The 23495-nt window shown below is 54.9% G+C and carries 21 protein-coding genes; 20 read left to right on the top strand and 1 reads right to left on the bottom strand.

Features of this window, described 5'->3' with window-relative positions:
• The first annotated feature begins 58 nt into the window (after window positions 1-58).
• The 20 genes from tatC to AC6CDK_RS00985 all read left to right on the top strand — a co-directional run bounded on the left by tatC (window position 59) and on the right by AC6CDK_RS00985 (window position 22057).
• Window positions 59-925 (top strand): twin-arginine translocase subunit TatC, encoded by an 867-nt coding sequence (gene tatC, locus AC6CDK_RS01080; protein WP_192905303.1) that lies wholly within the window; start codon window positions 59-61, stop codon window positions 923-925.
• Window positions 922-1890, top strand: coding sequence for a bifunctional riboflavin kinase/FAD synthetase (locus tag AC6CDK_RS01075; RefSeq protein ID WP_039645173.1), 969 nt, complete (start codon window positions 922-924; stop codon window positions 1888-1890). Before tatC ends, AC6CDK_RS01075 begins: the two co-directional genes overlap by 4 nt.
• Window positions 1887-2927: a lysylphosphatidylglycerol synthase transmembrane domain-containing protein gene (locus AC6CDK_RS01070; RefSeq protein WP_039645171.1), complete on the top strand. Its 1041-nt coding sequence runs from the start codon at window positions 1887-1889 to the stop codon at window positions 2925-2927. Before AC6CDK_RS01075 ends, AC6CDK_RS01070 begins: the two co-directional genes overlap by 4 nt.
• A 19-nt stretch (window positions 2928-2946) precedes the next feature.
• Window positions 2947-4818, top strand: coding sequence for a glycosyltransferase family 117 protein (locus tag AC6CDK_RS01065; protein ID WP_039645168.1), 1872 nt, complete (start codon window positions 2947-2949; stop codon window positions 4816-4818).
• Window positions 4819-4820: 2 nt separating this feature from the next.
• Window positions 4821-5681 carry a shikimate dehydrogenase gene (gene aroE / locus AC6CDK_RS01060; RefSeq protein WP_039645166.1) on the top strand — a complete coding sequence of 287 codons (861 nt, stop codon included), beginning with the start codon at window positions 4821-4823 and terminating at the stop codon, window positions 5679-5681.
• A 65-nt stretch (window positions 5682-5746) separates the two neighbouring features.
• On the top strand, window positions 5747-7453 hold the full coding sequence (gene pilB / locus AC6CDK_RS01055; protein ID WP_039645164.1) for a type IV-A pilus assembly ATPase PilB: 1707 nt from the start codon (window positions 5747-5749) through the stop codon (window positions 7451-7453).
• An 11-nt stretch (window positions 7454-7464) separates the two neighbouring features.
• Window positions 7465-8562 carry a type IV pilus twitching motility protein PilT gene (locus AC6CDK_RS01050; protein WP_039645162.1) on the top strand — a complete coding sequence of 366 codons (1098 nt, stop codon included), beginning with the start codon at window positions 7465-7467 and terminating at the stop codon, window positions 8560-8562.
• A 36-nt stretch (window positions 8563-8598) separates the two neighbouring features.
• Complete coding sequence (locus tag AC6CDK_RS01045; RefSeq protein ID WP_039645160.1) at window positions 8599-9816, top strand: type II secretion system F family protein; 1218 nt, start codon at window positions 8599-8601, stop codon at window positions 9814-9816.
• 3 nt (window positions 9817-9819) lie between these two features.
• Window positions 9820-11487 (top strand): two-component system sensor histidine kinase NtrB, encoded by a 1668-nt coding sequence (locus AC6CDK_RS01040; protein WP_066357521.1) that lies wholly within the window; start codon window positions 9820-9822, stop codon window positions 11485-11487.
• 18 nt (window positions 11488-11505) lie between these two features.
• Entirely contained in the window at window positions 11506-12882 is a 1377-nt protein-coding gene (locus AC6CDK_RS01035; RefSeq protein WP_039645156.1) for a sigma-54-dependent transcriptional regulator, read from the top strand.
• Between the two features lie 219 nt (window positions 12883-13101).
• Entirely contained in the window at window positions 13102-13329 is a 228-nt protein-coding gene (locus AC6CDK_RS01030) for a type IV pilin protein (RefSeq protein ID WP_039645155.1), read from the top strand.
• 28 nt (window positions 13330-13357) lie between these two features.
• Window positions 13358-13735 (top strand): hypothetical protein, encoded by a 378-nt coding sequence (locus AC6CDK_RS01025; RefSeq protein WP_145915404.1) that lies wholly within the window; start codon window positions 13358-13360, stop codon window positions 13733-13735.
• A 26-nt stretch (window positions 13736-13761) separates the two neighbouring features.
• Window positions 13762-15564 carry a tetratricopeptide repeat protein gene (locus AC6CDK_RS01020; RefSeq protein WP_066357519.1) on the top strand — a complete coding sequence of 601 codons (1803 nt, stop codon included), beginning with the start codon at window positions 13762-13764 and terminating at the stop codon, window positions 15562-15564.
• Window positions 15564-16355 (top strand): ABC transporter permease, encoded by a 792-nt coding sequence (locus AC6CDK_RS01015; protein ID WP_039645151.1) that lies wholly within the window; start codon window positions 15564-15566, stop codon window positions 16353-16355. Before AC6CDK_RS01020 ends, AC6CDK_RS01015 begins: the two co-directional genes overlap by 1 nt.
• 6 nt (window positions 16356-16361) lie before the next feature.
• Window positions 16362-17240, top strand: a complete 879-nt coding sequence (locus AC6CDK_RS01010) for a tetratricopeptide repeat protein (protein ID WP_039645149.1) — start codon at window positions 16362-16364, stop codon at window positions 17238-17240.
• 4 nt (window positions 17241-17244) lie between these two features.
• On the top strand, window positions 17245-18123 hold the full coding sequence (locus tag AC6CDK_RS01005) for an ABC transporter ATP-binding protein (RefSeq protein ID WP_039645147.1): 879 nt from the start codon (window positions 17245-17247) through the stop codon (window positions 18121-18123).
• Window positions 18124-18156: 33 nt separating this feature from the next.
• Complete coding sequence (locus AC6CDK_RS01000) at window positions 18157-18999, top strand: decaprenyl-phosphate phosphoribosyltransferase (protein WP_192906039.1); 843 nt, start codon at window positions 18157-18159, stop codon at window positions 18997-18999.
• Window positions 19000-19006: 7 nt separating this feature from the next.
• Window positions 19007-19909 (top strand): glycosyltransferase family 2 protein, encoded by a 903-nt coding sequence (locus AC6CDK_RS00995; protein ID WP_010942149.1) that lies wholly within the window; start codon window positions 19007-19009, stop codon window positions 19907-19909.
• A 3-nt stretch (window positions 19910-19912) separates the two neighbouring features.
• A complete protein-coding gene (locus AC6CDK_RS00990) occupies window positions 19913-20764 on the top strand; it encodes an ABC transporter permease (protein WP_192906038.1) in 852 nt (283 codons plus the stop codon).
• 6 nt (window positions 20765-20770) lie between these two features.
• The gene (locus AC6CDK_RS00985; RefSeq protein ID WP_226048571.1) at window positions 20771-22057 is read left to right on the top strand and encodes an ABC transporter ATP-binding protein; all 1287 of its coding nucleotides are present in this window, start codon (window positions 20771-20773) and stop codon (window positions 22055-22057) included.
• A 257-nt stretch (window positions 22058-22314) separates the two neighbouring features.
• On the opposite strand, the gene AC6CDK_RS00980 is transcribed toward AC6CDK_RS00985, so the two are convergent.
• Window positions 22315-23400 carry an IS5 family transposase gene (locus tag AC6CDK_RS00980; RefSeq protein ID WP_192905150.1) on the bottom strand — a complete coding sequence of 362 codons (1086 nt, stop codon included), beginning with the start codon at window positions 23398-23400 and terminating at the stop codon, window positions 22315-22317.
• Window positions 23401-23495: the final 95 nt, after the last annotated feature.

Below are 23495 nucleotides of genomic sequence, written 5' to 3'. Positions count from 1 at the left end.
GTTGTCACGCTGTGCTACTGTCTATCGGTTACACCACGCACGTCAAGGTAGAGGTGACATGTCAGAAGATAATCAGAAGGTCCTGCCGTTCCTCGAGCATCTGGTGGAACTGCGCAAGCGGCTTATCATCATCATTGTGGCGGTTGTGGTGGGCATGGGGTTCGCCTGGAACCTCTCGAACGGCCTCCTCCATTTTGTTACAAAGCCGATCACCGGCGAAACCTACCTGACCGATATCAAGAAGCAGGTTTATCAGGAGGTGGGCAAGCGTTTTCCGGCCGCATACAAGCAGTTCGAGCTGGAAAAGGCGATGAACGCGGCACCCAAGGAGCGCAAGCTCAATTACAGCGCCCCCCTTGAGCCCTTTTTCGTCCAGTGCAAGATATCGGTTATTGCCGGATTCATCCTTGCGCTACCCGTTGTGTTTTACCAGCTCTGGCTTTTCATCGCACCGGGGCTCACCCGGAAGGAAAAGCGGATGGTGGTGCCCTTCGTGACCGTAAGTACGGTGAGTTTCTGCGTGGGAGCGCTCTTTTTCCTGGTGGTCATCTGGCCGGTCATCATCAATTTTTCCCTGTCCTATGAAGCGGAGGGGCTCAACAGCCTCTTCAACATGAGCGCGTACATCAACTTCTGCCTCCGGCTGATCCTGATGTTCGGCCTCATCTTCGAGTTGCCGATCCTGATGCTGCTTCTGTCGCGCTTCGGGGTCGTCACCTATGCGTTCCTTGCCCGCAACCGCCGCTACGCCCTTCTGGCAAGCTCCATTGTGGCCGCCTTCCACGCCGACCTCATCACCATGTTCGTCATCATGGTGCCTCTCTACCTGATGTATGAAATCAGCGTCTGGCTCGTTCTTCTCTTCGGCAAGAAAAAGCCGGTGGAGGCAGTGGCCGGCGAGGGGCCGACCGGCGCCGCATCATGAAGATCTTCCGGAGCATTGACGAAATTCACGCGTCACTGCCGAACCCGGTGGTGACCATTGGCAACTTCGACGGCGTTCACCTCGGGCACCGCGAGATATTCCGGCGGGTCAAGCGTGAGGCTGCGCGGCTGGGCGGGGTTTCCATGGTGATCACCTTTACTCCCCACCCCCTCAAGGTCCTGGGACTCCGGAAAGAACTGCGCCTCATCAATACCTATGCCGAGAAGGAGCTTCTCATCGAAGCGTCAGGGATCGATTGTCTTCTGACGATCCCCTTTACCGCCGAATTCGCCGCCATCAGCGCCGAACGGTTCGTGGGCGAAATCCTCGTGGGACGGATCGGGGTGAAGAAGCTCGTCATCGGCTATGATTATGCCTTTGGCAGGAACCGTGAAGGCGATGTGGCCATGCTCCGGAGGATGGGCGAAGCGCACGGCTTCGAGGTGGACGTGCTCGATCAGATCGCCAGCGGCGGGACGGTATACAGCAGCAGCGCCGTACGGCGCGTGATCGCGGCGGGCAATGTCCGTGAGGTGGTCAGCCTGATCGGCCGGCACTATTCAGTGGGAGGAACGGTGGTTCACGGCCGCCGGCGCGGGAAGGACCTGGGGTTCCCCACGGCCAATCTCCTGACCGAAAAGGAATTGATCCCCGCCGCCGGGGTCTACGCCGTCAAGGTGCGAGTGGACGATACCATCCGGGACGGGGCCTGCAACATCGGCAATAATCCCACCTTCGGCAATGAAGAGGTGACCATCGAGGTTCATATCCTCGACTTCGACGGCGACCTCTACGGCAAGGAAATCCGCGTGTATTTCGTGGATCGGGTCCGTGAGGAGCTGCGCTATCCCGATCTCAATGCCCTCAAGGAGGGAATCAGCAGGGATGTGGCCCGGTGTCGCGAGATCCTGGCCGGCGTCTCCATCATCGAATACCGCGACTATCTCGGCGGTGATGCGGCGTGAGAAGGGTGCCGGGCGACCGACGTTTCTGGCTCGGAATCGGGATCAGTGTGTTTTTTGTGGCGCTGCTGGTGCGCTCGGTGGATGGGCATGAGCTTCTGCGTGCGTTCCGGGGCATCCATGCCGGCTACGTGGTCGCGGCGGTGGCCGTTACGCTCCTGAGCTACCTCGTCCGTGCCCTGCGCTGGAAGTATCTCCTCTCTCCCCTGGGCGAAACCCGCTTCGCCAACCTGTGTTCCGCCACCCTCATCGGTTACATGGCCAACAACCTGCTGCCGGCGCGACTGGGAGAGTTCATCCGGGCCTGGGTGCTGGCCAGGCGTGAGGAAATGGAGCCGGGATCGGTGTTCGCCACCCTGGTTCTCGATCGCCTGACGGATGGCTTCACGGTGCTTCTCTTTCTGCTCGCAACCCTGTTCACGCTTCAGCTTCCGGCGGGAAGCGAGGCAATCGGGCAGGGGCTCGTGATCGGCGGGTACATGATGCTCGGCCTGTACGCTGTGGTGGTTGTGGCGCTCGTGCTGCTCAAAAGGAAGACCGCGGCATCGCTCCGGTTTCTCGAGCGACTGCTCCGCCCCTTTCCGGCACGGTTGGCGGAACGGGTCATTCCGCTGGTCGGCTCCTTTCTCGGCGGGGTAAGGATTTCGCCCCGTCCGCGGGAGTGGTGGGCGGTGGGGAGCACATCCGTGGCCATCTGGGTCCTGGCGGTAATCCCCGTGGACCTGGTCCTGCGAGCCTTCGGCTTTTCCTTCCCGTTCGCCGTTTCCCTGTTCATCCTGGTCCTGCTGGTCTTTGCGGTCATGGTGCCGGCGTCGCCGGGATATGTGGGAACGTACCACGCCGCGTGCGTCTATGGCCTGCTGGCCTTCGGAGTTCCCCGCGAGACGGCCTTGAGCGCGGCCATCGTGATTCACGGCATCAACTATGTTCCGGTCATTGCCGTGGGTATTGCCTTTCTCTGGAGGGAAGGCCTTTCCCTCAAGGCGCTGCGGTGCAGTGGGCCCTTGCCGGGGGCCGGGACCCCTTCAGGGGGGAAATGAGATTCATGGAGAGGTTCTGATGCGCGCATCCCAATCCGCCATTTTTCGTCGGATCGACCCCTTTGCCGTCCTGTCGTTCACCATACCTCTTGCCGTTTATTTGCTGACTCTCGCCCCGTCAGTGACGTTTTTTGACAGCGGCGAGTTCATAACGGCCATCCATTCCCTGGGCACGGCCCATTCGCCCGGCTATCCCCTGTTCGTCAATTACGGCAAACCATTCACCTGGCTTCCCTTCGGCACTATCGCTTTCCGGGTCAATATCGCCACGGCCGTTTCCGCGTCAGCGGCCTGCTTTGCCGTCTATTTCCTTACGCGTCATCTGCTGAAGCGGGAAGAGCTGGTTCCGGATCTGCGTTTTTCGGATACCTTTGCCAGGGGGTGCGCACTGGCCGCGGCCCTTGCCTTTGCCTTTTCCGCGCGGCTCTGGCTCCAGTCGAACCACGACAAGCCCTATCCCCTGGTTGCCTTCATGGCAGCCATGGTCTTTTATCTTCTCGTCACCTGGCGCGAGCGCTACGATGAGGGAGAGATGCGGCCGTCCCACATCTACCTGGGGGCATTCATCTGCGGTCTCGCCACGGGCGCCCATCAGACCATAGTGCTCATGCTGCCGGCCTATGCGTGGCTGATCCTTTCCAAAAACTGGCGTTTGGCGGCAAGGGTGAAGGAGCTTGCTCTCACGGTCGCCTTTGGTCTCATGGGGTTTGCCATTCAGCTCCACATGCCGATCCGTGCCCTGCGCAACCCCCTGCTCAACTGGGGAGATCCCCGGACTCTCGACCTGTTTCTCTGGAATTTTCTCCGCAAGGGATATCCGGTGGAGCCGCCGGCCCGGAACTTGGCCCTTGCCTGGCAGCAGCTTTCCGCTTTCAACCTCCCGCGGGAGTTCACGTGGGTCGGGCTTGCGCTGTTGCTGGTGGGGCTTTTTGCCTTTCTCATGCGGCGCCGGGACGAAATCATCGCCTACCTGCTCGCCATTGCCTGTTCGCTGCTGGTTATTGTCGGCTATTTCAATACGCCCGGCGATCTCATCTTTCTCACCGAGGAGTTCTTCACCCCGATCTACCTCCTTTCGGCCGTGTTCATCGGCCTGGGGCTCTTTACGCTGCTGCGGCTGGCGCTCAGGAACAATCCGGTGGAGAAACTGCGATCGGTGCCGATAAAGCTTATGGCGGGACTGCTGCTCCTTGTGCTCCCCTCGGCCATCTGCGCCATGAACTACTACGAGAACGATCAGCACGAGAATTATGTGGCCTTCGATTACGCCACCAATACCCTGCGCTCCCTCTCGCCGGACGCGGTTCTCTTCACATGGGGCGACAGCGGTGCCTTTCCCCTCTGGTACCTTCAGGGAGTGGAGCGGATGCGCGAGGATCTGGACCTCCTGCACACGCCCCACCTGGTTTTTGATTGGTATCTTGACGCCTTTCCCCACCTGTTCGGCAGGAGCGTGCTCCGGACCGTGCCGGAGGGAAAGCAGTCGGCTGAAGCGGCTCTCAAGCTGGCCGTGGCGGAACAGATTGCCAGCAGGCCGATATTTATAGATTTTTCAACGCGTTACTCCCTGCCGTTTGCCGAATACGGCCTGAAGCAGCGCGGCATCTGTTATCAACTGATCAATGACGGCGGATCCGTCCTCCGGCCGCCCGATCTGTCAGTGTGGAGGCTCTATGCCTCACGGGGATACACGAGCCAGATGGGCTTCAGGGACCTGGACACGGGCAAGGCGATCCTCATTTACGCCAGTTGCCGCATGGAGGCCGGAGAAATACTGCTACGCATGGGCTACCGCCAACAGGGAGCGGAGGAGTTGCGGGCCGCCGCGGCCATAGCCCCCGAGTTGCGGGCACAGGTGGAACAGGTGCTTGCGGCCTATGGAGCGAGGTAATCATGCCATTTACGGGTGCTACCAGGGTACTGGGGATTATCGGTCGGCCGGTGTCCCATTCGCTTTCGCCTCTCATGCAGAATGCGGCGCTGCAAGCCATGGGGCTCGATTACGCCTACGTTCCCTTTGCCGTTGAGGAGGACCGCCTGGCCGACGCGGTGAGGGGATTGGCGGCACTGGGCGTTGTCGGCTTCAACGTGACCATTCCCCACAAATCAGCCATCCTGCCGTTGTTGAACCGGCTCTCGCCGGAAGCCGGGCTGATCGGCGCCGTCAATGTCGTAAAACGCGAAGGGAGCGAGCTGGTCGGATACAACACCGACGGAACGGGCTTTATTCACTCCCTGCGCCAGGATCTCGGTTTTGATCCGGCCGGGTGTCGGATTCTCGTCATGGGGGCAGGTGGCGCCGCCCGGGCCGCAGTTGCATCGTTGGCCGGTGCAGGGGCGGCATCGGTGGTTATCGCCAACCGGAGCATCGCCAGGGGGGAAGAACTGGCGGAGGCGTTCGGGCGGCACTTTGTCGGCACACAATTTGCTGCAATTTCCCTCGACCCTGAGAACCTGAATCGGTGCGTTCAAAATTTTGACCTGCTGGTGAATACCTCTTCCGTGGGCATGGGGGGGACCGCTTTCCCGGGCATGGATCTCTCCCGCATGGGTTCCCACGGTGCCGTGTACGACATGGTCTATGTCCCCGCTGTCACCCCCCTGCTCGCCGAGGCTGAGCGTTGCGGCATACGCTGCGCCAACGGCATCGGCATGCTGGCGTCCCAGGGGGAGTGCGCACTGGAAATCTGGACCGGAGTGCGGCCTCCCGAGGGGCTCATGAAAGGGTGTCTCATGGCGGCGTTGATGGACTAACTACTTATTGACATTGGATTTTTAACGACCTATGATAGTTTTTTTGCCAATGTGCCGGAGAGTCTATGCAGGCTAGCAGACTGGGAGAACTCCTGGTTCGAAATAACATCATCACCAAGGAACAACTTGCCAAGGCACTGGACGAGCAGCGAACCTCCGGCGGCCAGCAGCGCCTTGGTTCCATCCTCGTCAAGAACGGCCTTGTCACCGAGCCCGATCTCACCACGTTTCTCTCCAAGCAGTACGGCGTTCCCTCCATAAACCTGAGCGAATTCGAAGCCGACATGGCAGTGGTGAAGATCATCCCCGCTGACGTGGCCCAGAAGTATCAGATCGTCCCGGTGAACAGGGCCGGCTCGACCCTGATCATCGCCATGGCTGACCCGTCGAACATCTTTGCCATCGACGACATCAAGTTCATGACCGGCTACAACGTGGAGGTGGTCGTCGCTTCCGAGTCGTCCATCAAGACCGCCATCGACAAGCACTATGACCAGTCCGCGTCCCTGGCGGACGTCATGAGCGACCTGGAGATGGACGATCTGGAGGTCGTCGGCGAAGACGAGGAGGTGGACGTCTCCTCCCTCGAACGGGCCACCGAGGATGCGCCGGTCGTAAAGCTCGTGAACCTGATCCTCACCGACGCGATCAAGAAGAAGGCGAGCGATATCCATATCGAGCCCTACGAGCGGACCTTCCGGGTGCGCTACCGGATCGACGGCGTCCTCTACGAAGTCATGAAGCCCCCCCTGAAGCTGAAGAACGCCATCACGTCGCGGATCAAGATCATGGCCGATCTGGATATCGCCGAACGGCGGCTTCCCCAGGACGGCCGCATCAAGATCAAAATGGGTGGCGGACAGGACATGGACTACCGGGTGTCGGTCCTGCCGACCCTGTTCGGTGAGAAAGTGGTTCTGCGGCTCCTGGACAAGTCGAACCTCCAGCTCGACATGACCAAGCTGGGCTACGAGCCCACCGCGCTGAGCTACTTCAAGGATGCGATTCACAAGCCCTTCGGCATGGTGCTGGTGACCGGACCCACGGGGAGCGGCAAGACGGTTTCTCTCTATTCGGCGCTTGCCGAACTCAACAAGACCACTGAGAACATCTCCACTGCCGAGGACCCGGTGGAGTTCAACTTCGCCGGCATCAACCAGGTGCAGATGCACGAAGATATCGGTCTCACCTTTGCCGCCGCGCTCCGCTCGTTCCTGCGCCAGGACCCGGACATCATCATGATCGGAGAGATCCGGGACTTCGAAACGGCCGAGATCGCCATCAAGGCAGCTCTCACCGGCCACCTGGTCCTCTCGACCCTCCACACCAACGACGCCCCGGCCACCATCAACCGGCTGTTGAACATGGGGGTCGAGCCGTTTCTGGTGGCCTCGGCGGTGAACCTGATTACCGCCCAGCGCCTCGCCCGTCGGGTCTGCTCCGAGTGCAAGGCGGTGGAGGAGATTCCGGTTCAGGCCCTGATCGATGCGGGCGTTCCTCCCGAGGAAGCTCCCGAATACGTCTGCTATCACGGCGCCGGTTGTGCCAAGTGCAACAACACCGGCTACAAGGGACGTGTCGGTTTCTATCAGGTCATGCCCATGCTGGAGGAAATCAGGGAGCTGATTCTCAACGGTGCCAACACGGCCGAGATCAAACGCGAATCCATGCGCCTGGGCATCAAGACCATGCGCCAATCGGGTCTTACCAAGCTCAAGGAGGGGGTCACCTCCTTCGAAGAGGTGCTGCGGGTTACCGTGGCCGACGATTAGGAGACTTCACGATGGCCAATATGCATCAACTGCTGACCGAACTGGTCGGCCGTGGGGGCTCGGACCTTCACATCACCACCAATTCGCCTCCCCAGATCCGGGTCGACGGTCAGTTGATCCCCCTCGAGATGCCGCCGCTCAATGCAGTGGACACCAAACAGCTCTGCTACAGCATCCTCACCGAGCAGCAGAAGCACAAATTCGAGGAAGCCAACGAGCTTGACCTTTCCTTCGGCATCAAGGGGCTTTCCCGTTTCCGGGGGAACGTGTTCATTCAACGGGGGGCCGTTGCCGGCGTGTTCCGGGTGATCCCTTACAAAATTCTCACCTTTGAGGAACTGGGTCTGCCGCCAGTGGTGAAGGAACTGGCGGAGAAGCCGCGGGGGCTGATCCTCGTTACCGGCCCCACCGGCAGCGGCAAGTCGACCACCCTGGCCGCCATCATCGACAAGATCAACACCGAGCGGCACGATCATATCGTGACCATCGAGGATCCCATCGAGTACCTCCATCCCCACAAGAGTTGCGTGGTGAACCAGCGCGAGGTGGGGGCCGACACCAAAAGCTTCAAGAACGCCCTGAAATACATCCTGCGCCAGGACCCGGACGTGGTCCTCGTGGGCGAGCTCCGGGACCTGGAAACCATCGAGGCGGCCCTGACCCTTGCCGAAACCGGGCACCTCTGCCTTGCCACACTCCATACGAACTCGGCGGTGCAGACCATAAACCGGATCGTGGACGTATTCCCCCCCTACCAGCAGCCCCAGGTTCGCGCCCAGCTTTCCTTCGTCCTGGAGGGGGTCATATCCCAGACCCTGCTCCCGAACGTGTCGGGCAAGGGGAGGGTGCTGGCCCTGGAGGTGATGGTGCCCAATCCGGCCATCCGCAACCTGATCCGCGAGGACAAGATCCACCAGATCTATTCCCAGATGCAGGTGGGGCAGGAAAAGTTCGGCATGCAGACCATGAACCAGTCCCTGTTCAGTCTGCTGCAGAAGCGACGGATCTCGCTTGACGTGGGCATGGCCCGTTCGTCCGATCCCGACGAGCTCAAGCAGATGCTGGCCAGCGGCCAGCGGCCGTCGGGTCCGCGCCCTCAAATGAGGTAACCGCCGTCGGGTCGATCCGTACACAGGAGGAGAAAGATGCCCAAGTTCAACTGGGAAGCGAGAAGCAGGACCGGCACCGTCCAGAAGGGGGTCATGGAGGCGGCCAGCGCCGCCGCCGTGGAGGCCCAGCTCAAAAAATACGGGTTCGGCAGCATTTCCGTGAAGGAGGAGGGGAAAGGCCTCTCCATGGAGATCAAGCTTCCCGGCTTTGCCCCCAAGGTGGAAACCAAGGATCTCGTGGTATTCACGCGGCAGTTCGCCACCATGATCGACTCTGGCCTGCCCCTGGTGCAATGCCTCGACATCCTCTCCAGCCAGCAGGAAAATAAAACCTTCAAGGACGTTCTCATCAGGGTGAAGGAGTCGGTGGAGGGGGGGTCCACCTTTGCCGATGCCCTGTCCAAGCATCCCAAGGTCTTTGACCAGCTCTACGTGAACCTGGTTGCAGCCGGCGAGGTCGGCGGCATCCTCGACACGATCCTGAACCGTCTTGCCGCCTATATCGAAAAAGCGATGAAACTCAGGAAGCAGGTCAAGGGGGCCATGGTCTATCCGACAACGATCATGGCAATTGCCGTTATCGTTGTCGGCGTCATTCTGGTGTTCGTCATTCCGACCTTTGCCAAGATGTTCCAGGAATTCGGCGGAGATCTGCCGGGACCAACCAAATTCGTCATCAATCTCAGTAACTTTGTGGTTAAATACATTCTCTTGATCATAGGCCTTGTCTTTGCCCTTGTGATTGGCTTCAAAAAGTACTACGCAACGGTAGGCGGCAGAAAAAAGATAGACGCTCTTGCCCTCAAGGCGCCCGTTGCCGGACCAATCATCAAAAAGGTGGCCGTTGCCCGGTTCACCCGAACCCTGGGGACCCTCATCTCCAGCGGGGTGCCGATCATGGACGGGCTGGAGATCGTTGCCAAGACCGCCGGCAACAAGGTGGTGGAGGAGGCGGTGTTCAAGGTTCGTCAGGCCATCTCCGAAGGCAAGACCATGGCCGAGCCGCTCCAGGAATGCGGCGTCTTTCCCCCCATGGTCGTGCAGATGATCTCCGTGGGCGAGGCCACCGGGGCCATGGATGCCATGCTGAGCAAGATCGCCGATTTCTACGATGACGAAGTGGACGAGGCCGTGAGCGCCATGACCGCCCTGATGGAGCCGATGCTGATGGTGTTTCTCGGCACCACCGTCGGCGGGCTCGTCATTGCCATGTACCTGCCGATCTTCAAACTTGCGGGAACCGTTGGCGGCTAAGCGATGAAGGAAAACCGGCGCGTCGCCTGGTTCATCCTCGCCCGGATGATCGTGGTCTCACTGTTTCTGGCGTCCACCATCATCCTGAGAATGAAGGGGACCGGTCCCCTGGGCGAATATGCCCTTGAGGGAATCACCAAAATCGTAGTGGCCACCTATGGCTTCTCGATCGTTTCCCTTGTATTTCTCAGGGTTACCGCGCGCTACGATCAGACCGTCACCTATTTCCAGATCATCTGGGACATCCTTTTCGTGACGTTGCTGATCCTTTTTACCGGCGGCGTCACGAGCCCCTTTTCCTTCCTGTATCTGCTCGCCATAACCAGCGCCAGCGTACTGCTCGCCCGCCGGGAAGCCCTCTATACGGCTTCCCTCTGCGCCATCATTTATGGCGCCATTATGGACCTGCAGTATTTCGGCAGGCTGGTTGGCCTGGGGCTCAGCCCCGTACCGGCGCAGAAACTGGGCACCACCTACATCTTTTATACGATTTTCCTCAACATCATCGCCTTTTGCTCCACCGCGCTCCTCACCGGCTACCTGGCGGAACGGGCGCGTCGCAGCGAAACCGAGCTTGAACAGAAGGCCATTGATTACGACGAACTCGAACGCCTCAACAGCACCATCGTCTCGAATCTCAACAGCGGGCTCATTACCGTAACGGGCAAGGGAAGGATCCGGGTTTTCAACCGGTACGCCGAGGCGCTCACCGGCATCGGCCTTGCCGAGGCCTATGACCGTCATCTGTTCGACGTGCTGCCGGGATTTCGTGTCTACGCTGACGGGCTTGCCAACGTGAAGAGGGGTGAATTCGAGTTCATTGCCAAGATGGGACGAAAGCTCACCATCGGCTTCAGCAGTGTGCCGCTGATGTTGAAAGACAGCGATGCAGCCGGTATCCTACTGAATTTTCAGGATGTAACTCAGGTCAGGAGGATGGAGGAGAGCCTCAAGAAGTCCGACCGGTTGGCGGCCATTGGCGAGCTTTCCGCCCGGATTGCCCACGAGATCCGCAACCCCCTGGCCGCCATCAGCGGGGCGACCCAGCTCATTGCCCAGGGCGGAGCCGTGTCCGATCCTGACCGGCGCCTCTTCGACATCGTCCTGAGGGAAACGGATCGGCTCAACGGCCTGATCAGCGATTTTCTCGCCTATGCCCGCCCCAACCAGCCTGAGCCGCGGCCGGTCGATTTCCGTGCACTCGTGGCGGAGTTGGCGGCGCTCGTCACGTCCGACGAGCGATTCGAGGGAGTTGTGATCGACAACCGGGTTGACAACCATTTTCGGCCGTTGCTGGACCCGGACCAGTTTCGCCAGGTTCTCTGGAATCTGATGGGCAATGCCGCAGGCGCCATGCCCGGAGGCGGGACTATCACGGTTGAGGCCGGCCAGTCCGACGAGATACGCGGCAGCGGGCAGCGACGCATCACCTATCACATCTCGGTTGCCGATACCGGCCTCGGCATGGACGAGACCACCGCAGCTCGCATCTTCGAGCCGTTTTTCACTACCAAGTCCACCGGTACCGGCCTTGGTCTCGCAACCGTTCACCGGATCGTGGAGGCCCATGGCGGCAGGATTGCCGTTGAGAGTATGCCGGGCAAAGGAACGATGTTTGTCATCTTTCTGCCGACTCCCCCATCCAGCGGAGAGTCGACAGTCAGTCAGTAACCGCCAGAAGGGACTATCATGGAAATTCATGTTCTCGTAGTGGATGATGAACTGAGCATGCGCGAATTCCTCGCCATCCTGCTCGACCGGGAGGGGTACACCGTCGACCAGGCCGCCAGCGCGGAAGAGGCGTTGGCCTGTCTTGAACGCAAGACCTATGACCTGGTCATCTCCGACGTAAAAATGCCGGGGCTCGACGGCATTACCCTCCTGGGACGCATCAAGGAGGTGGCGCCCGACACGGCCGTCCTCCTCATGACCGCCTTTTCCACTGCCGAGCAGGCCGTGGAAGCCATGAAGCTCGGGGCGTACGACTACATCGCCAAGCCCTTCAAGGTGGAAGAGGTCAAGATTCTCGCCCGTAACGCCCTGGAAAAGAGAGATCTCAAGCGGGAGAACCTGCGACTGCGCCAGGAGGTGCAGGAGCGGTACAGCTTCAGCGGCCTGATCGGCAAGAGCAAGAAGATGCGCGAGGTTTATTCCCTGATCGAAAAGGTGGCGCCGAGCACCGCAAATGTCCTCATTCTCGGCGAGAGTGGCACCGGCAAGGAACTGGTGGCCCGGGCGATCCACTACAACAGCCAGCGCAAGGGAAAACCCTTTGTTGCGGTCAACTGTGGCGCCATTCCCGAAACCCTCATGGAGAGCGAATTCTTCGGTCACAAGAAGGGGGCCTTCACCGGCGCCGTCGGTGATCGTCCCGGCCTTTTCGAGCAGGCCGAGGGGGGCACCCTCTTTCTGGATGAAATCGGAGAGGTGTCGCTCCAGCTTCAGGCGAAACTCCTTCGGGCCATCCAGGAAAAGGAATTCCGCAGGGTAGGGGGAACCCTTGACCAGAAGGCCGACGTACGGCTGGTGGCCGCCTCCAATCGCGATTTGGAAGAGCAGGTGAAGGAAGGGAGTTTCCGGGAAGATCTCTTTTATCGCCTCAACGTGGTCCAGGTCAAAATGCCCCCACTCCGTGAGCGTGGAGACGATATCCCAATTCTGGTTGAACACTTTTACAAAAAGTACGTCCAGCCCCCCTACAGTGACCGCATCATAACTCAGGGGGCACTGAAGCTCCTCATGTCATACGGATTTCCGGGCAACGTCCGGGAACTGGAGAACTTGGTCGAACGCTGCTCCGTGCTCGGCAACCGGGAAATTTCGGAAGAATGCCTCCCTCCGCAACTCCACGCGGGCAAGCGCCCCGAATGTGGTGCGGCCGCCGAGTGTGAACTGCCTGAAGAGGGCATGGATCTCGAAGCCTACCTGGACGGCATTGAAAAGCGGATTTTGCTCCAGGCCCTGGAGCGCAGTGGCGGCGTTAAAAAGAAAGCAGCCGAATTGCTGAGGCTTACGTTTCGGTCCTTCAGGTACCGCTTGGCGAAATTCGGGATGGATGAGGAGTGATCTTCTTGCGGGTGACGAAAAACGTCAGACGAAAGTGACGAAATAGGTGGGAAAGGGGTAGGCTGTTTATGGGGTTTATGGTAACATGCCGGAATGACTGGAGTAGGTGAGTTGGTTCGGCTTTTGCTATATTCACGATAACGTTTAAGGATTAAACGGATAATTGGCCAATTACCCCCATACCCCAACACAAGCAGCAAAAGAAGAAAGGAGATGCACATGCTACAGAAACTCAGAAACAGGAAAGGCTTCACCCTCATCGAGCTGCTGATCGTCGTTGCGATCATCGGTATCCTTGCTGCAATCGCGATCCCGCAGTTCTCGGCGTATCGTGAAAAGGCGTACAACTCTGCTGCCAACTCGGATTTGAAGAACGTTAAGACCGGTATGGAGTCGTTTATGGCCGATAATCAAGAATATCCCGGCAAAGTTGATTACGCTCAGTAAATCGTAAACTGTTTGAAAGGAGATTATAATGAAAAAGATTACCTTTACTATTTCGCTACTTGCTCTTTCTGCCTCTGTGGCGCTTGCTGCAGAGCCTACAGGACTGGATAAGACCAAGACTGGGCTTAGCCTCTATGGACTGAAAGGTACTACTGGTACTGTTCCTACTACTGATCAGTCACGAATTGCCAAAAGTTCTACAGGGGTTATGTTGGCAGTGACAACCAGCGCAGTTGGCTATTCAGTTGCTACCCAACATGTAAATGGAACCAAGGCATACGGCTCAGCACATGACAGTACCTCCATTTATGTTAAAGATGTCACTACTAAGGGAACGGGTGAAAGTATCACGTATAAAACTGGCAAAGACACCTTTGACGGCGTAGAGGGTTGGACTACGATGTAGCCAGCGATGCTTGATCTCAAGGCGGGATGTTACGACATCCCGCCTTTTTTGTTAAAGCACTCATGAAAACTCATCTTTCCTTGCGAACATCTATCCTGTTTCTTATCTTTATAGTGCTGGGTATCAATTACCCCGTGCTCTTTGCTCCGCTTAATTCCGTAGATGACATTGATATGTACGGCTATTTTCTCAATGCAGATGGATTGACGTTGAGGGATATCTTTACGCCAAGTGGCGGGCAGTACTACCGGCCACTTCTGGCCTTAACCTTTTATCTGGACCAGAAACTCTGGGGATTGGAACAGAGCTTCATGCATCTGGATAATGTTCTATTTCATTTAGTAAATGTATTACTGATTTTTGCCATCGCACATAAATTATGGACGCTATACGAGGGGCGTGATTCTTTGGCGCCACTGGCCGTAGCGCTTCTTTTCGCGCTTCACCCTCTAAATGTTGAGTCGGTTGCTTGGGTTTCAGGCCGAACTGACCTGATTGCCGGTATATTCATCTTTCTCGCTGTTTATCTCATGTTTTTTGTGGATAAACGCCCCCTGCCGTTAGGATATTCCATTGCTGTTGCAGGCTCTATTTTACTTGCGTGTCTTGCTAAAGAAACAGCAGTTTTCTTTCTGCCAGCAGCATTTATATTCCCTTTCTTTTCATTAAATAAGAATAGCGATACTCCGAAGGTGGCAGCAAGCGTACGTAATGGATGGCTCCATTGTCTTGTATTACTTGCTTCAGGAATCGGGTATGTTCTGGTGAGGACCGGTGCTTTCAGTACGAGTGACGAGGGAGTCGCCACGATTGCGGCTAGTCTCGGGGGCGGAGAGAAGGTCGGCCTGTTGGAAAATGGTCGATTGATTGTGAAAGCTGCCGGATTTTATCTGAAAAAACTGTTTTTACCCTTCCCTCTCAATTTCGGCATTATCCATGTTTCTGACTTCTATATTCTACTTGGATTTCTGCTAGTACCACTGTGTATTTGGTGGCTCTATCGGCGGGATCTGCCATCATATTTTTTTGTCTGCTCTGTTTCGGTCGGCATCTCTGCCATGATGATTCCTGTGCTTCGTATGACATGGACACCAATTGCCGAGCGATACATGTATCTTCCCTCTGCCTTTTTTTTACTTGCAACAACGCTTCTAGTAGACCGGAGAATTGCGCTGTATCCCCGTAAGAATATTGTCATTGTTTGTGTTGTTGCTATCTGTGTAGTAGCAGCTTATGGAACTGCGTCCCGTAATCTTGTCTGGCAGGACAATCTAACCCTCTATCAGGATACGGTGCGGAAATCACCAGATTTCATCCCAGCGCAAAACGAACTTGCAAATGCCTTGGTAGGCCATGGTAGGCTTGATGAAGCGCGAGCAATCTTAAACTCCATGGAGCTTTCCGACGATCTTAATAATGTTCAGATTGGTCATGTCAATCGGGCAATGATGTTGACTGAGCAGGGAGATTTTGAAGGGGCACGGCGTTTTTTAAAAAAAGTGCTTGAAAAGCCCGGACGTCATAAGGTTATGATTCTTGGCAAATTGATCAAAGTATACGACAAGGAATTGATGGTGGTAGGAAAGGACAGTGGTAAATTGCTTAGTGATATGGCTCCATTGTTGGAGCAGCTCAGGACTCTTACTGGGGATCCATTTTATTCCTATCGTCTTGGGCTGGTATATCTTCAACTCCACGATAATGCCAAGGCACGATCCGCCTTTCTTGATGCAGCTAAGCGGGCTCCTGTAAATGCCCATTATCGGGATGCCGCACGACGGTTGGCAGAAAAATTCGATGATTGTGTTCAGAATGAGGAGACTTGGTAATGTTTAACATGGCGGTGGTAACGTTGAAGGGGATTTTTCGCGACCGTGTATTCCACGGAATTATAGTAGTTGGAATAATTTTTTTGCTGATACCATCAGTATGTTCCCTTTCGATGAGGCAGGTAACTGAACTTTCAATAACACTATCACTGTCATTGCTATCCTTTATTCTGTTGTTGCTGGCGGTGTTTCTTGGTGGCACTTCGCTCTGGAAAGATATCGAACGTAGATACACGTTCAGTGTTCTCAGTTTGCCTATCGATCGCTGGTCATATTTGTTCGGAAAATTTATGGGTGTTGCGCTTTTTATGACTATGACGGCCTGCGTCCTTGGCGGAATTGCACTGCTTATTGTGTGGCTGGTTTCTGGGACATATCCGCCGGATCGGCCAGTAGTTTGGTCCTATTTGGTTGCAGCAATAGCATTTGATGTCTTCAAATATCTCCTTTTGATTGCAATTGCTATTTTATTTTCCACAGTAAGTACTTCGTTCTTTTTGCCAGTATTCGGTACAATTTGTATTTTTATAGTTGGCTGTGCTTCGCAACAGGTCTATGATTACTTGCATTCATCGACTTCAGTGGATATCGCTCCATATGTAAAAAAAGTAGCAACGGTTCTATATTACGTTCTGCCTAATTTTTCTGCCTTTGATTTGAAAGTCAACGCCATTTACGCCATTGCACCGGATGGCAAGGGATTGGTTTTGACTGTTCTATACTGTTTTGTTTACACGTCTTTGATTTTGATCAGCGCTGCTTTGCTATTTTTACATCGTGAAATGAAGTAATAGACCATGAATAAGACATCCCCAAAATTTATTGTTATATTGCTGGTTTTTTGCTTGCTCTGTTATGGTTTGCTGTTGCAACCATTTACCGACTATCTTCACAAGAAGCCGTTTGTGGAAAGACTAGGCTACACACCCAATGCTGACCTGTTGAAAGCAGTTGTAGCTGATCAGAAAGAGTCCGTGGCAGCAGCTCTCATTTTTAAGGTAATAGTCTATTACGGCACACTGGTGGAGAAAGCTCGTGGTAAGATTGAACTCCCTGCTGACTACCGTGCCATGTCTCGAACCATCCATTCAGGCGTAAAGCTGGATCCCTACAATATGGATGGGTATTATTTTGCGCAGGCAATTTTGGCTTGGGATGTCGGTAAAATCGACGTTGCGAACGCACTTCTCGATTATGGTATGAAGTTCCGGAATTGGGACTTTCAACTGCCGTATTTCGCAGGTTTCAATTGTGCTTACTTTCAGGAGGATTATGCCAATGCTGCTAAATATTTTCAACGTGCTGCGGAGTTGTCTGGCAACGATCTTTTTGTTAGTCTGACAGGCCGCTATTTGCAAGAGTCTGGGCAGACAAACCTTGCGATCGATTATTTGGCTGCCATGGCGAAGGAAGCTCGAAACCCAGATATTCGAAACAGTTTTCAGTTGCGCCTAGAAGCATTCCGGCAAGTCCTGAAGGTTGAACAGGCGAGGGATGGATTTGTCGCGGTAAACGGTCGCCTCCCTGTGTCAATTGATGAGTTGTTGGTTACTGGATTTTTAGTATCTCTACCTCAAGATCCATATGGCGGAACTTTTTTCCTGGAGGCTGACGGCAAGATTCGTACTACAAGCAAATTTGCATTAAAAAGAACTCCAACGTCATCAGGAGAATAATCACATGCAGGCCGTCGAAATATCTAATTTGAGCAAGATCTATCGGGGAAAGCGTGGCGTTTGTGTTGAGGCGCTCCGGGACCTTTCACTCTCAATTGATCAAGGCGAAGTGTTCGGCTTTCTCGGCCCGAACGGGGCAGGGAAAAGCACAACTATTAAAATCATTATGGGATTAGTCAAGGCGACTCATGGCAGTACCAGCATTATGGGAAAAGACAGTACAGTTGGTGTGGCCCGTGAGGCGGTTGGTTATCTTCCTGAGAATCCCGCATTCTACGATTATTTGAATGCACTTGAATACCTACGATTTGTCGGGGGAATGTTCAAAATGCCGTCTGAACCCTTAGAACCACGGATTGAACAAACTCTTAAGTTGTTGGAGTTATGGGACGCCCGAAAGCGACCCATGCGCAGCTACAGCAAGGGGATGGTTCAACGGGTTGGGCTTGCACAGGTGCTGGTGCATGATCCAGATGTATATATTCTTGATGAGCCCATGAGCGGCCTTGACCCAGTTGGTAGGGCGTTGGTGAAAGATATAATTCTCGATTTGCGACGTCGAGGAAAGACAGTTTTCTTCAGTTCTCACATTGTTAACGATGTTGAAAAAATTTGTGATCGGGTAGCGATTATCTTGAATGGTGAATTGCAATGTGTCGTCCGCGTAGATCAGATTATGAGTGAAGGAGTTATTGGCTACCAAGTGCGATCTCGCCGCTCAGGAAGAGGTGATTCCTCTGACTACGATGTCTCAAAGGAAGAGTTAACAGAACTTCTCGACCGACTCAGGATTGAGGGAGAAGAGATTTTGTTGGTTGAGCCTCGCAGGCGACACCTTGAGGATTTTTTTCTTTCAATTGTGGAGGGAAAATCCAAGATTTGATTTGTCAGTCCTTAAATCTAGTTCCCAATCAACATGAAAAATTACCCGAGAATTTTAAGACCTACCCAATGGCTCAAGAACCTGATGCTTTTTTTCCCTCCCTTCCTTTCCGGGGCAATTCTTGCCCCGGAAGTCGCAGTCAAGGGAATACCTGCTTTCAGTGCCTTTTGTCTCGCCTCCAGCGCCGGCTACATACTCAATGACATTATGGATAGTGAGCAGGACCGGCTCCATCCGACGAAGCGGTTCCGTCCCCTGCCTTCCGGTGTAGTGAGTCCTGCCGTGGCAACTGCCCTTGCCGGTTTTCTGGTTTTAGCAGGAATCGGGGTTGCGGCAATAACCCAGTCCCCGCGCTTTTTGTTGTTCCTGCTGCTCTATCTCCTGGTCACGGCAATTTATTCCCTGAAGGTCAAAGATATACCCCTGCTTGACGTGTTTTGTGTGGCAACAGGCTTCATCATCCGCCTTGAGGCCGGTGGCGAGGCTTTTGCAGTACCGATATCGAGCTGGCTCTTCCTCAGTGTGTTTCTCCTGGCGCTCTTCCTGAGCATCGGCAAACGCCTTACCGAGAAGCACAACCTGGGAGACGGGGCAGGACTCCATCGCAAGAGTCTGGCCGGCTACCCCGACGGTTTTTTGGAGGGAGCCATGTATTTGACGGGAGGGGCGGTACTTGTCACGTACAGCATGTACACCCTTTCCCGTAGTCATTTGTTTTATACCGTTCCTCTCTGCTGTTTCGGGCTCTTACGGTATATTTTGAGGGTGAAATCAGGTCAGAGCGGGGATCCGACCGAATCGCTCTTGAAAGACATCCCGCTGCTGCTGGTAAGCTTGGCCTGGGCTGCCATCATCGGCTGGCGCCTCTATTTCTAGGAGTTCAATGCGGACTGCGTTGCTACAAAACCTTTTCAGCCTTTTCCCCTTTGACCTGCACGGGGACTGCGATGTGCCGCCGGCGCGGGACGGTATCAGGGTGTCCTGCATCATCAATTTCTACGGGCGCCTGAACGTTCTTGCCGGTATTCTCTGGTCCCTTGCCCAGCAGGATTTCCCTCGGTCGGCCTTTGAGGTGATCTTGGTCGAAGATCGCGGAGGCAGCGATGAGGGGAGGGCGCTGGCCGAGGAATTTTCCTCACGCTTGCCCATTGTCTATGCTCCTCTCGACAAACAGTATGGCCTCATGGGGTACTCAAGAAACTTCGGGCTTGAGCGATCGCGGGGAGAATTCATTCTTTTTCTCGACGATGACACCATAATCCTGCAGGACGATTTTCTGAAAACGATGGTGGCCTATTTTGACGCGCAGCCCGGCGTTTCGGCCATCATGCCCCACGGTGAGGCCAGTTTCGCCTTTGTGGACGACCGCTATGATTTTCACGACCCGTTTTTCATGACGAGCCGTTGTACGGCCTATCGCCGCACAGTGCTTGCCTCTCTGGGCGGGTTCATGTCGTCATTCATCGGCCAGGAGGATGTTGAGTTCGTCATCCGTTTCCATGCGGCCGGCAATCGTTGCGCTGCCGTACCGCAACTGGCCTACCGGCATCCGCCGCTCTATGTCACGAACCTCGGCAAACCAATGGCGGTGGGGTCTTCTTTTTATGGGATCAGAAAACGCTATCCGCTGGTTACATGGTTATTGGCGGTGGTCAACTGTTCACGCCATCTGCCGCTGGTGCTGGCGCCATCCCGCAAGTACCGCGAAATGGGTCGCTTTGGGCTCGGATTTCTGTGGGGTGTGCTGACGGCCCCCTTTCGCAGCGGTAGCCTTAACTATCGATAGGTCATGCAGATGAACCCAGGGACAGGGAGTCAGGCACAAGAAGAGATCATTATCGAGGCGGGGCGGACTGAAGTCCGCTACTGGAGCGATGTCTGGCGCTATCGCGAGTTGTTTTACTTTCTTGCGTGGCGCGACATTCTCGTCCGGTACAAGCAGACAGCCATCGGCATTGCATGGAGCGTACTGCGCCCTCTGGCAACCATGGTTGTCTTTACGCTTGTCTTCGGGACATTTGCCGGTCTTCCCTCTCAGGGTGCACCCTACCCGGTCATGGTTTTCGCTGCCATGCTCCCCTGGCAATTCTTTGCCACAGCCCTCGCCGAATGCAGCAATTCGCTGGTAGTCAACAGCAACCTACTTTCAAAGGTCTACTTCCCCCGACTGATAGTTCCCTCAAGCGCAATAATTGTCTGCGTCGTGGATTTCATCATCTCGCTTGTCCTGCTTTTCCTGCTCATGAGTTGGTATGGCGTGTGGCCTGACTGGCGCATGCTGACGCTGCCGCTGTTCTTCCTGCTGGCGCTGCTCTGCGCTCTGGGGAGCGGTTTGTGGCTGGCTGCCCTCAATGTCAAATACCGCGATTTCCGCTACGTGGTGCCCTTTATCGTACAGTTCGGCCTGTATATCTCGCCGGTGGGGTTCAGCAGTTCAGTGGTGCCGGAGCGCTGGCGACTGATCTATTCTCTGAATCCCATGGTGGGCGTGATCGACGGGTTTCGCTGGGCGATTCTTGGTGAAGGGCAGAAACTGAGCTGGGACAGGCTTGCATTGGCGGTCGCCGGCACTGCTGTGCTTCTCGTGCTTGGCATTCGATACTTCAGACAAACTGAACGCGCCTTCGCCGATATTATCTGAAAGACTATGAGCAACGTCATTTCGGTCGAGAATCTCGGGAAGAAATACCTCATCAGCCACCAGGGCAGGGAACCCTACACGGCCCTGCGCGACGTGCTTGCCGATGGGGCGCGTGCGTTCTGCCGCCGGATGTTTACGCCCGGAACGAGCCAAGTGGTCGCACATGCCGAAGAGTTTTGGGCTTTGAAGGATGTTTCGTTCGAGGTGAAGCAGGGTGATCGAATTGGTATCATCGGCCGCAACGGTGCGGGGAAGTCGACGTTGCTCAAGATACTAAGCCGTATTACCGAGCCGACAGAGGGGCGCGTCAGGATCAAGGGACGCGTTGCGAGCCTCCTGGAAGTTGGGACCGGCTTTCACCCTGAACTGACCGGACGGGAAAATATTTTTCTGAACGGGGCCATACTCGGTATGAATCGGGCGGAGATCGCCCGCAAGTTTGATGAGATTGTTGCTTTTGCGGAGATTGAGAAGTTCCTCGATACGCCGGTGAAGAGATATTCTTCGGGTATGTATGTACGGTTGGCGTTTGCAGTAGCAGCGCATCTGGAACCAGAGATCCTAATTGTTGATGAGGTGCTGGCGGTGGGTGATGCACAGTTTCAAAAAAAGTGTCTGGGTAAAATGGAAGAGGTGGGTAAGGAAGGACGTACGGTTTTGTTTGTGAGTCATAACATGGGTGCGATCCACACCTTGACGCAGAACTGTGCTTTCCTCGGCAAGGGGAAACTGCTCTTCTTCGGTGAAACGCTTGAGGCGGTAGGCAAGTATCTAAGTGAGTCAGTGGGAAGTGAAAACGAAAAAAGATATAACCTTGATTTTTATAGACGTGAATACGTGGAAAAGGCTTACGAAGACAATGTGAAGGTTCGCTATACTGATATTTGGGTTGAAAAGGATGGAGAACGAATATCAGAGCTGGTGATGGGTGATAGATTAGATATTTTTTTTGAACTGGAAGTTTATTCTCAAATACATGGTGCAAACCTATCTTTTTCCATTCTGAATGCTGAAGCACAGTTTGTAAGCGTTATATTTTCATGGGACAATGACTATTATATTGACTTGCCTCCTGGTAAGCATGTCATTAAATTGGAAATAGAGGACTTTGTGCTTACACCTGGACAATATTTAATAATTTCAGGCATAAATCAGACAGCAGTGACTACTCCATGGGACGCAATTTTCCACTACCCACTGTTTGAGGTCGTAAACTGCGGTAAGATAGTTCACTGGTTACATCGACCGTGGGGTGTTGTTCATTGCGATCGTGTACAATGGAGCAAAGAATAATACCTAGTATAATTAAATTATAATTATGGATTATTTATTTAATACAAAAAATAGTTGCTTTGATCCTAAGTTATGTGCTCGGTATCTAGCAGGGTCTTGAAAAACTCCCTGTTTTTGCCCCCATGACCTCCAGGAGAGATTTTTCGGGACGGCTCAGTTTGATTTTGTTGTTTGTTCTGCGGTTATCTTGCTCTTTGAAACTCTTTTTGGCCGATTATTCGGCCCGGTTTCGCCTTGTGGGCGGTTTTCTCCCCACTTTATGCGGTACCAACCCCCAAGTTTCGCATTCGGACCAGGTTGTAAGCGGTTACCGCCAGGGTGAAGTACCAGTTGATTTTGGTCACTCCCCGATAGCGGGTCTGCCGAAACTGGCCGGTAGTCTTGAGCCAGCCGAATACTTCTTCGATGCGCTTACGGAATTTCTGGCTCACTGCATACCCACTGTGCCGGGTGGTGCGTCCGTCAATGGCTGAACCACCGTTGCGTTCTGTATTCTGGGCAACATGGGGCGTCGCCTTCATGGTACGAGCTGCTTTGACGAATCCCTTGGTGTCGTAGTTCTTGTCGGCAGCCACCGTGATGCGCCGCTTGCCATTGACAACGCTGCCAAGCATCTTTTCTGCGGCATCGCGTTCGGCAAAGCCATCGGCTTCGGTGACGGTGCTGACCATGACCAGCCCATTTCTGTTCTCGGTCAGGACATGGGCCGCAAACGACAGCTTGGCCTCATGGGTGCTGCTCTTGCGATACAGCTTTGCTTCCGGGTCGGTGGTCGAGGCATGAGTATCGTTGACCAGTTTCTCACCCCGGAAGTCACGGGTCGGATTCTTTCCCGCTGGCGGCTCCTGATCGTCATCTCGGGGTTTGAAACTCTTGATGGAGGCCCATGCCTGGATCAGGGTACCGTCAACACTGAAGTGATCTTTTGACAGCAGCTTCTTGCCTCTGGCCTGCTCAAGGATCGCTGCCAGGAACTTTGTGGCAACATCGGTCTCAATCAGGCGCTCCTGGTTCTTGCTGAAACTGGAGTGATCCCAAACTGGCTCATCAAGACCGAGACCGAGGAACCAGCGGAACAGGATGCTGAAGTGAATCTGTTCCACCAGCTTGACGTTGCTGGGAATCGAGTACAGCACCTGCAGCAGCATTGCCTTGAGCAATTGCTCTGGCGGAACCGATGGCCGGCCGGTGTGGGAGTACATCTGACAGAAAACCGGAGACAGATCATCAAGGGCCACATCAACCATCTGCCGGATGGGCCGCAAGGGATGATCCTTGGGCACAAAGGATTCCGGCGAGATGTAGACGAACAGAGCATCAGATTGCTGCTCAAAACCGCGCATACTGTTTCTCCTGTAATATCAGTGAGATATGCGCGGCATCATAACACAAAACCGAATCAAATTGTACGTAAATACAGTGAGTTTTTCAAAGACCT

The sequence above is a fragment of the Geobacter sp. PheSNFMC genome (genome assembly GCF_059620965.1).
Note: the sequence above shows the minus strand (reverse complement) of the source record. Positions and strands in the feature narration are given on the sequence as shown.

Bases quoted from the DNA above. Each gene is read 5' to 3' on its own strand.
- tatC (WP_192905303.1), top strand. From the start codon at position 59: ATGTCAGAAGATAATCAGAAGGTCCTGCCGTTCCTCGAGCATCTGGTG.
- AC6CDK_RS01075 (WP_039645173.1), top strand. From the start codon at position 922: ATGAAGATCTTCCGGAGCATTGACGAAATTCACGCGTCACTGCCGAAC.
- AC6CDK_RS01065 (WP_039645168.1), top strand. From the start codon at position 2,947: ATGCGCGCATCCCAATCCGCCATTTTTCGTCGGATCGACCCCTTTGCC.
- aroE (WP_039645166.1), top strand. From the start codon at position 4,821: ATGCCATTTACGGGTGCTACCAGGGTACTGGGGATTATCGGTCGGCCG.
- pilB (WP_039645164.1), top strand. From the start codon at position 5,747: ATGCAGGCTAGCAGACTGGGAGAACTCCTGGTTCGAAATAACATCATC.
- AC6CDK_RS01050 (WP_039645162.1), top strand. From the start codon at position 7,465: ATGGCCAATATGCATCAACTGCTGACCGAACTGGTCGGCCGTGGGGGC.
- AC6CDK_RS01045 (WP_039645160.1), top strand. From the start codon at position 8,599: ATGCCCAAGTTCAACTGGGAAGCGAGAAGCAGGACCGGCACCGTCCAG.
- AC6CDK_RS01040 (WP_066357521.1), top strand. From the start codon at position 9,820: ATGAAGGAAAACCGGCGCGTCGCCTGGTTCATCCTCGCCCGGATGATC.
- AC6CDK_RS01035 (WP_039645156.1), top strand. From the start codon at position 11,506: ATGGAAATTCATGTTCTCGTAGTGGATGATGAACTGAGCATGCGCGAA.
- AC6CDK_RS01030 (WP_039645155.1), top strand. From the start codon at position 13,102: ATGCTACAGAAACTCAGAAACAGGAAAGGCTTCACCCTCATCGAGCTG.
- AC6CDK_RS01025 (WP_145915404.1), top strand. From the start codon at position 13,358: ATGAAAAAGATTACCTTTACTATTTCGCTACTTGCTCTTTCTGCCTCT.
- AC6CDK_RS01020 (WP_066357519.1), top strand. From the start codon at position 13,762: ATGTTACGACATCCCGCCTTTTTTGTTAAAGCACTCATGAAAACTCAT.
- AC6CDK_RS01015 (WP_039645151.1), top strand. From the start codon at position 15,564: ATGTTTAACATGGCGGTGGTAACGTTGAAGGGGATTTTTCGCGACCGT.
- AC6CDK_RS01010 (WP_039645149.1), top strand. From the start codon at position 16,362: ATGAATAAGACATCCCCAAAATTTATTGTTATATTGCTGGTTTTTTGC.
- AC6CDK_RS01005 (WP_039645147.1), top strand. From the start codon at position 17,245: ATGCAGGCCGTCGAAATATCTAATTTGAGCAAGATCTATCGGGGAAAG.
- AC6CDK_RS01000 (WP_192906039.1), top strand. From the start codon at position 18,157: ATGAAAAATTACCCGAGAATTTTAAGACCTACCCAATGGCTCAAGAAC.
- AC6CDK_RS00995 (WP_010942149.1), top strand. From the start codon at position 19,007: ATGCGGACTGCGTTGCTACAAAACCTTTTCAGCCTTTTCCCCTTTGAC.
- AC6CDK_RS00990 (WP_192906038.1), top strand. From the start codon at position 19,913: ATGCAGATGAACCCAGGGACAGGGAGTCAGGCACAAGAAGAGATCATT.
- AC6CDK_RS00985 (WP_226048571.1), top strand. From the start codon at position 20,771: ATGAGCAACGTCATTTCGGTCGAGAATCTCGGGAAGAAATACCTCATC.
- AC6CDK_RS00980 (WP_192905150.1), bottom strand. From the start codon at position 23,400: ATGCGCGGTTTTGAGCAGCAATCTGATGCTCTGTTCGTCTACATCTCG.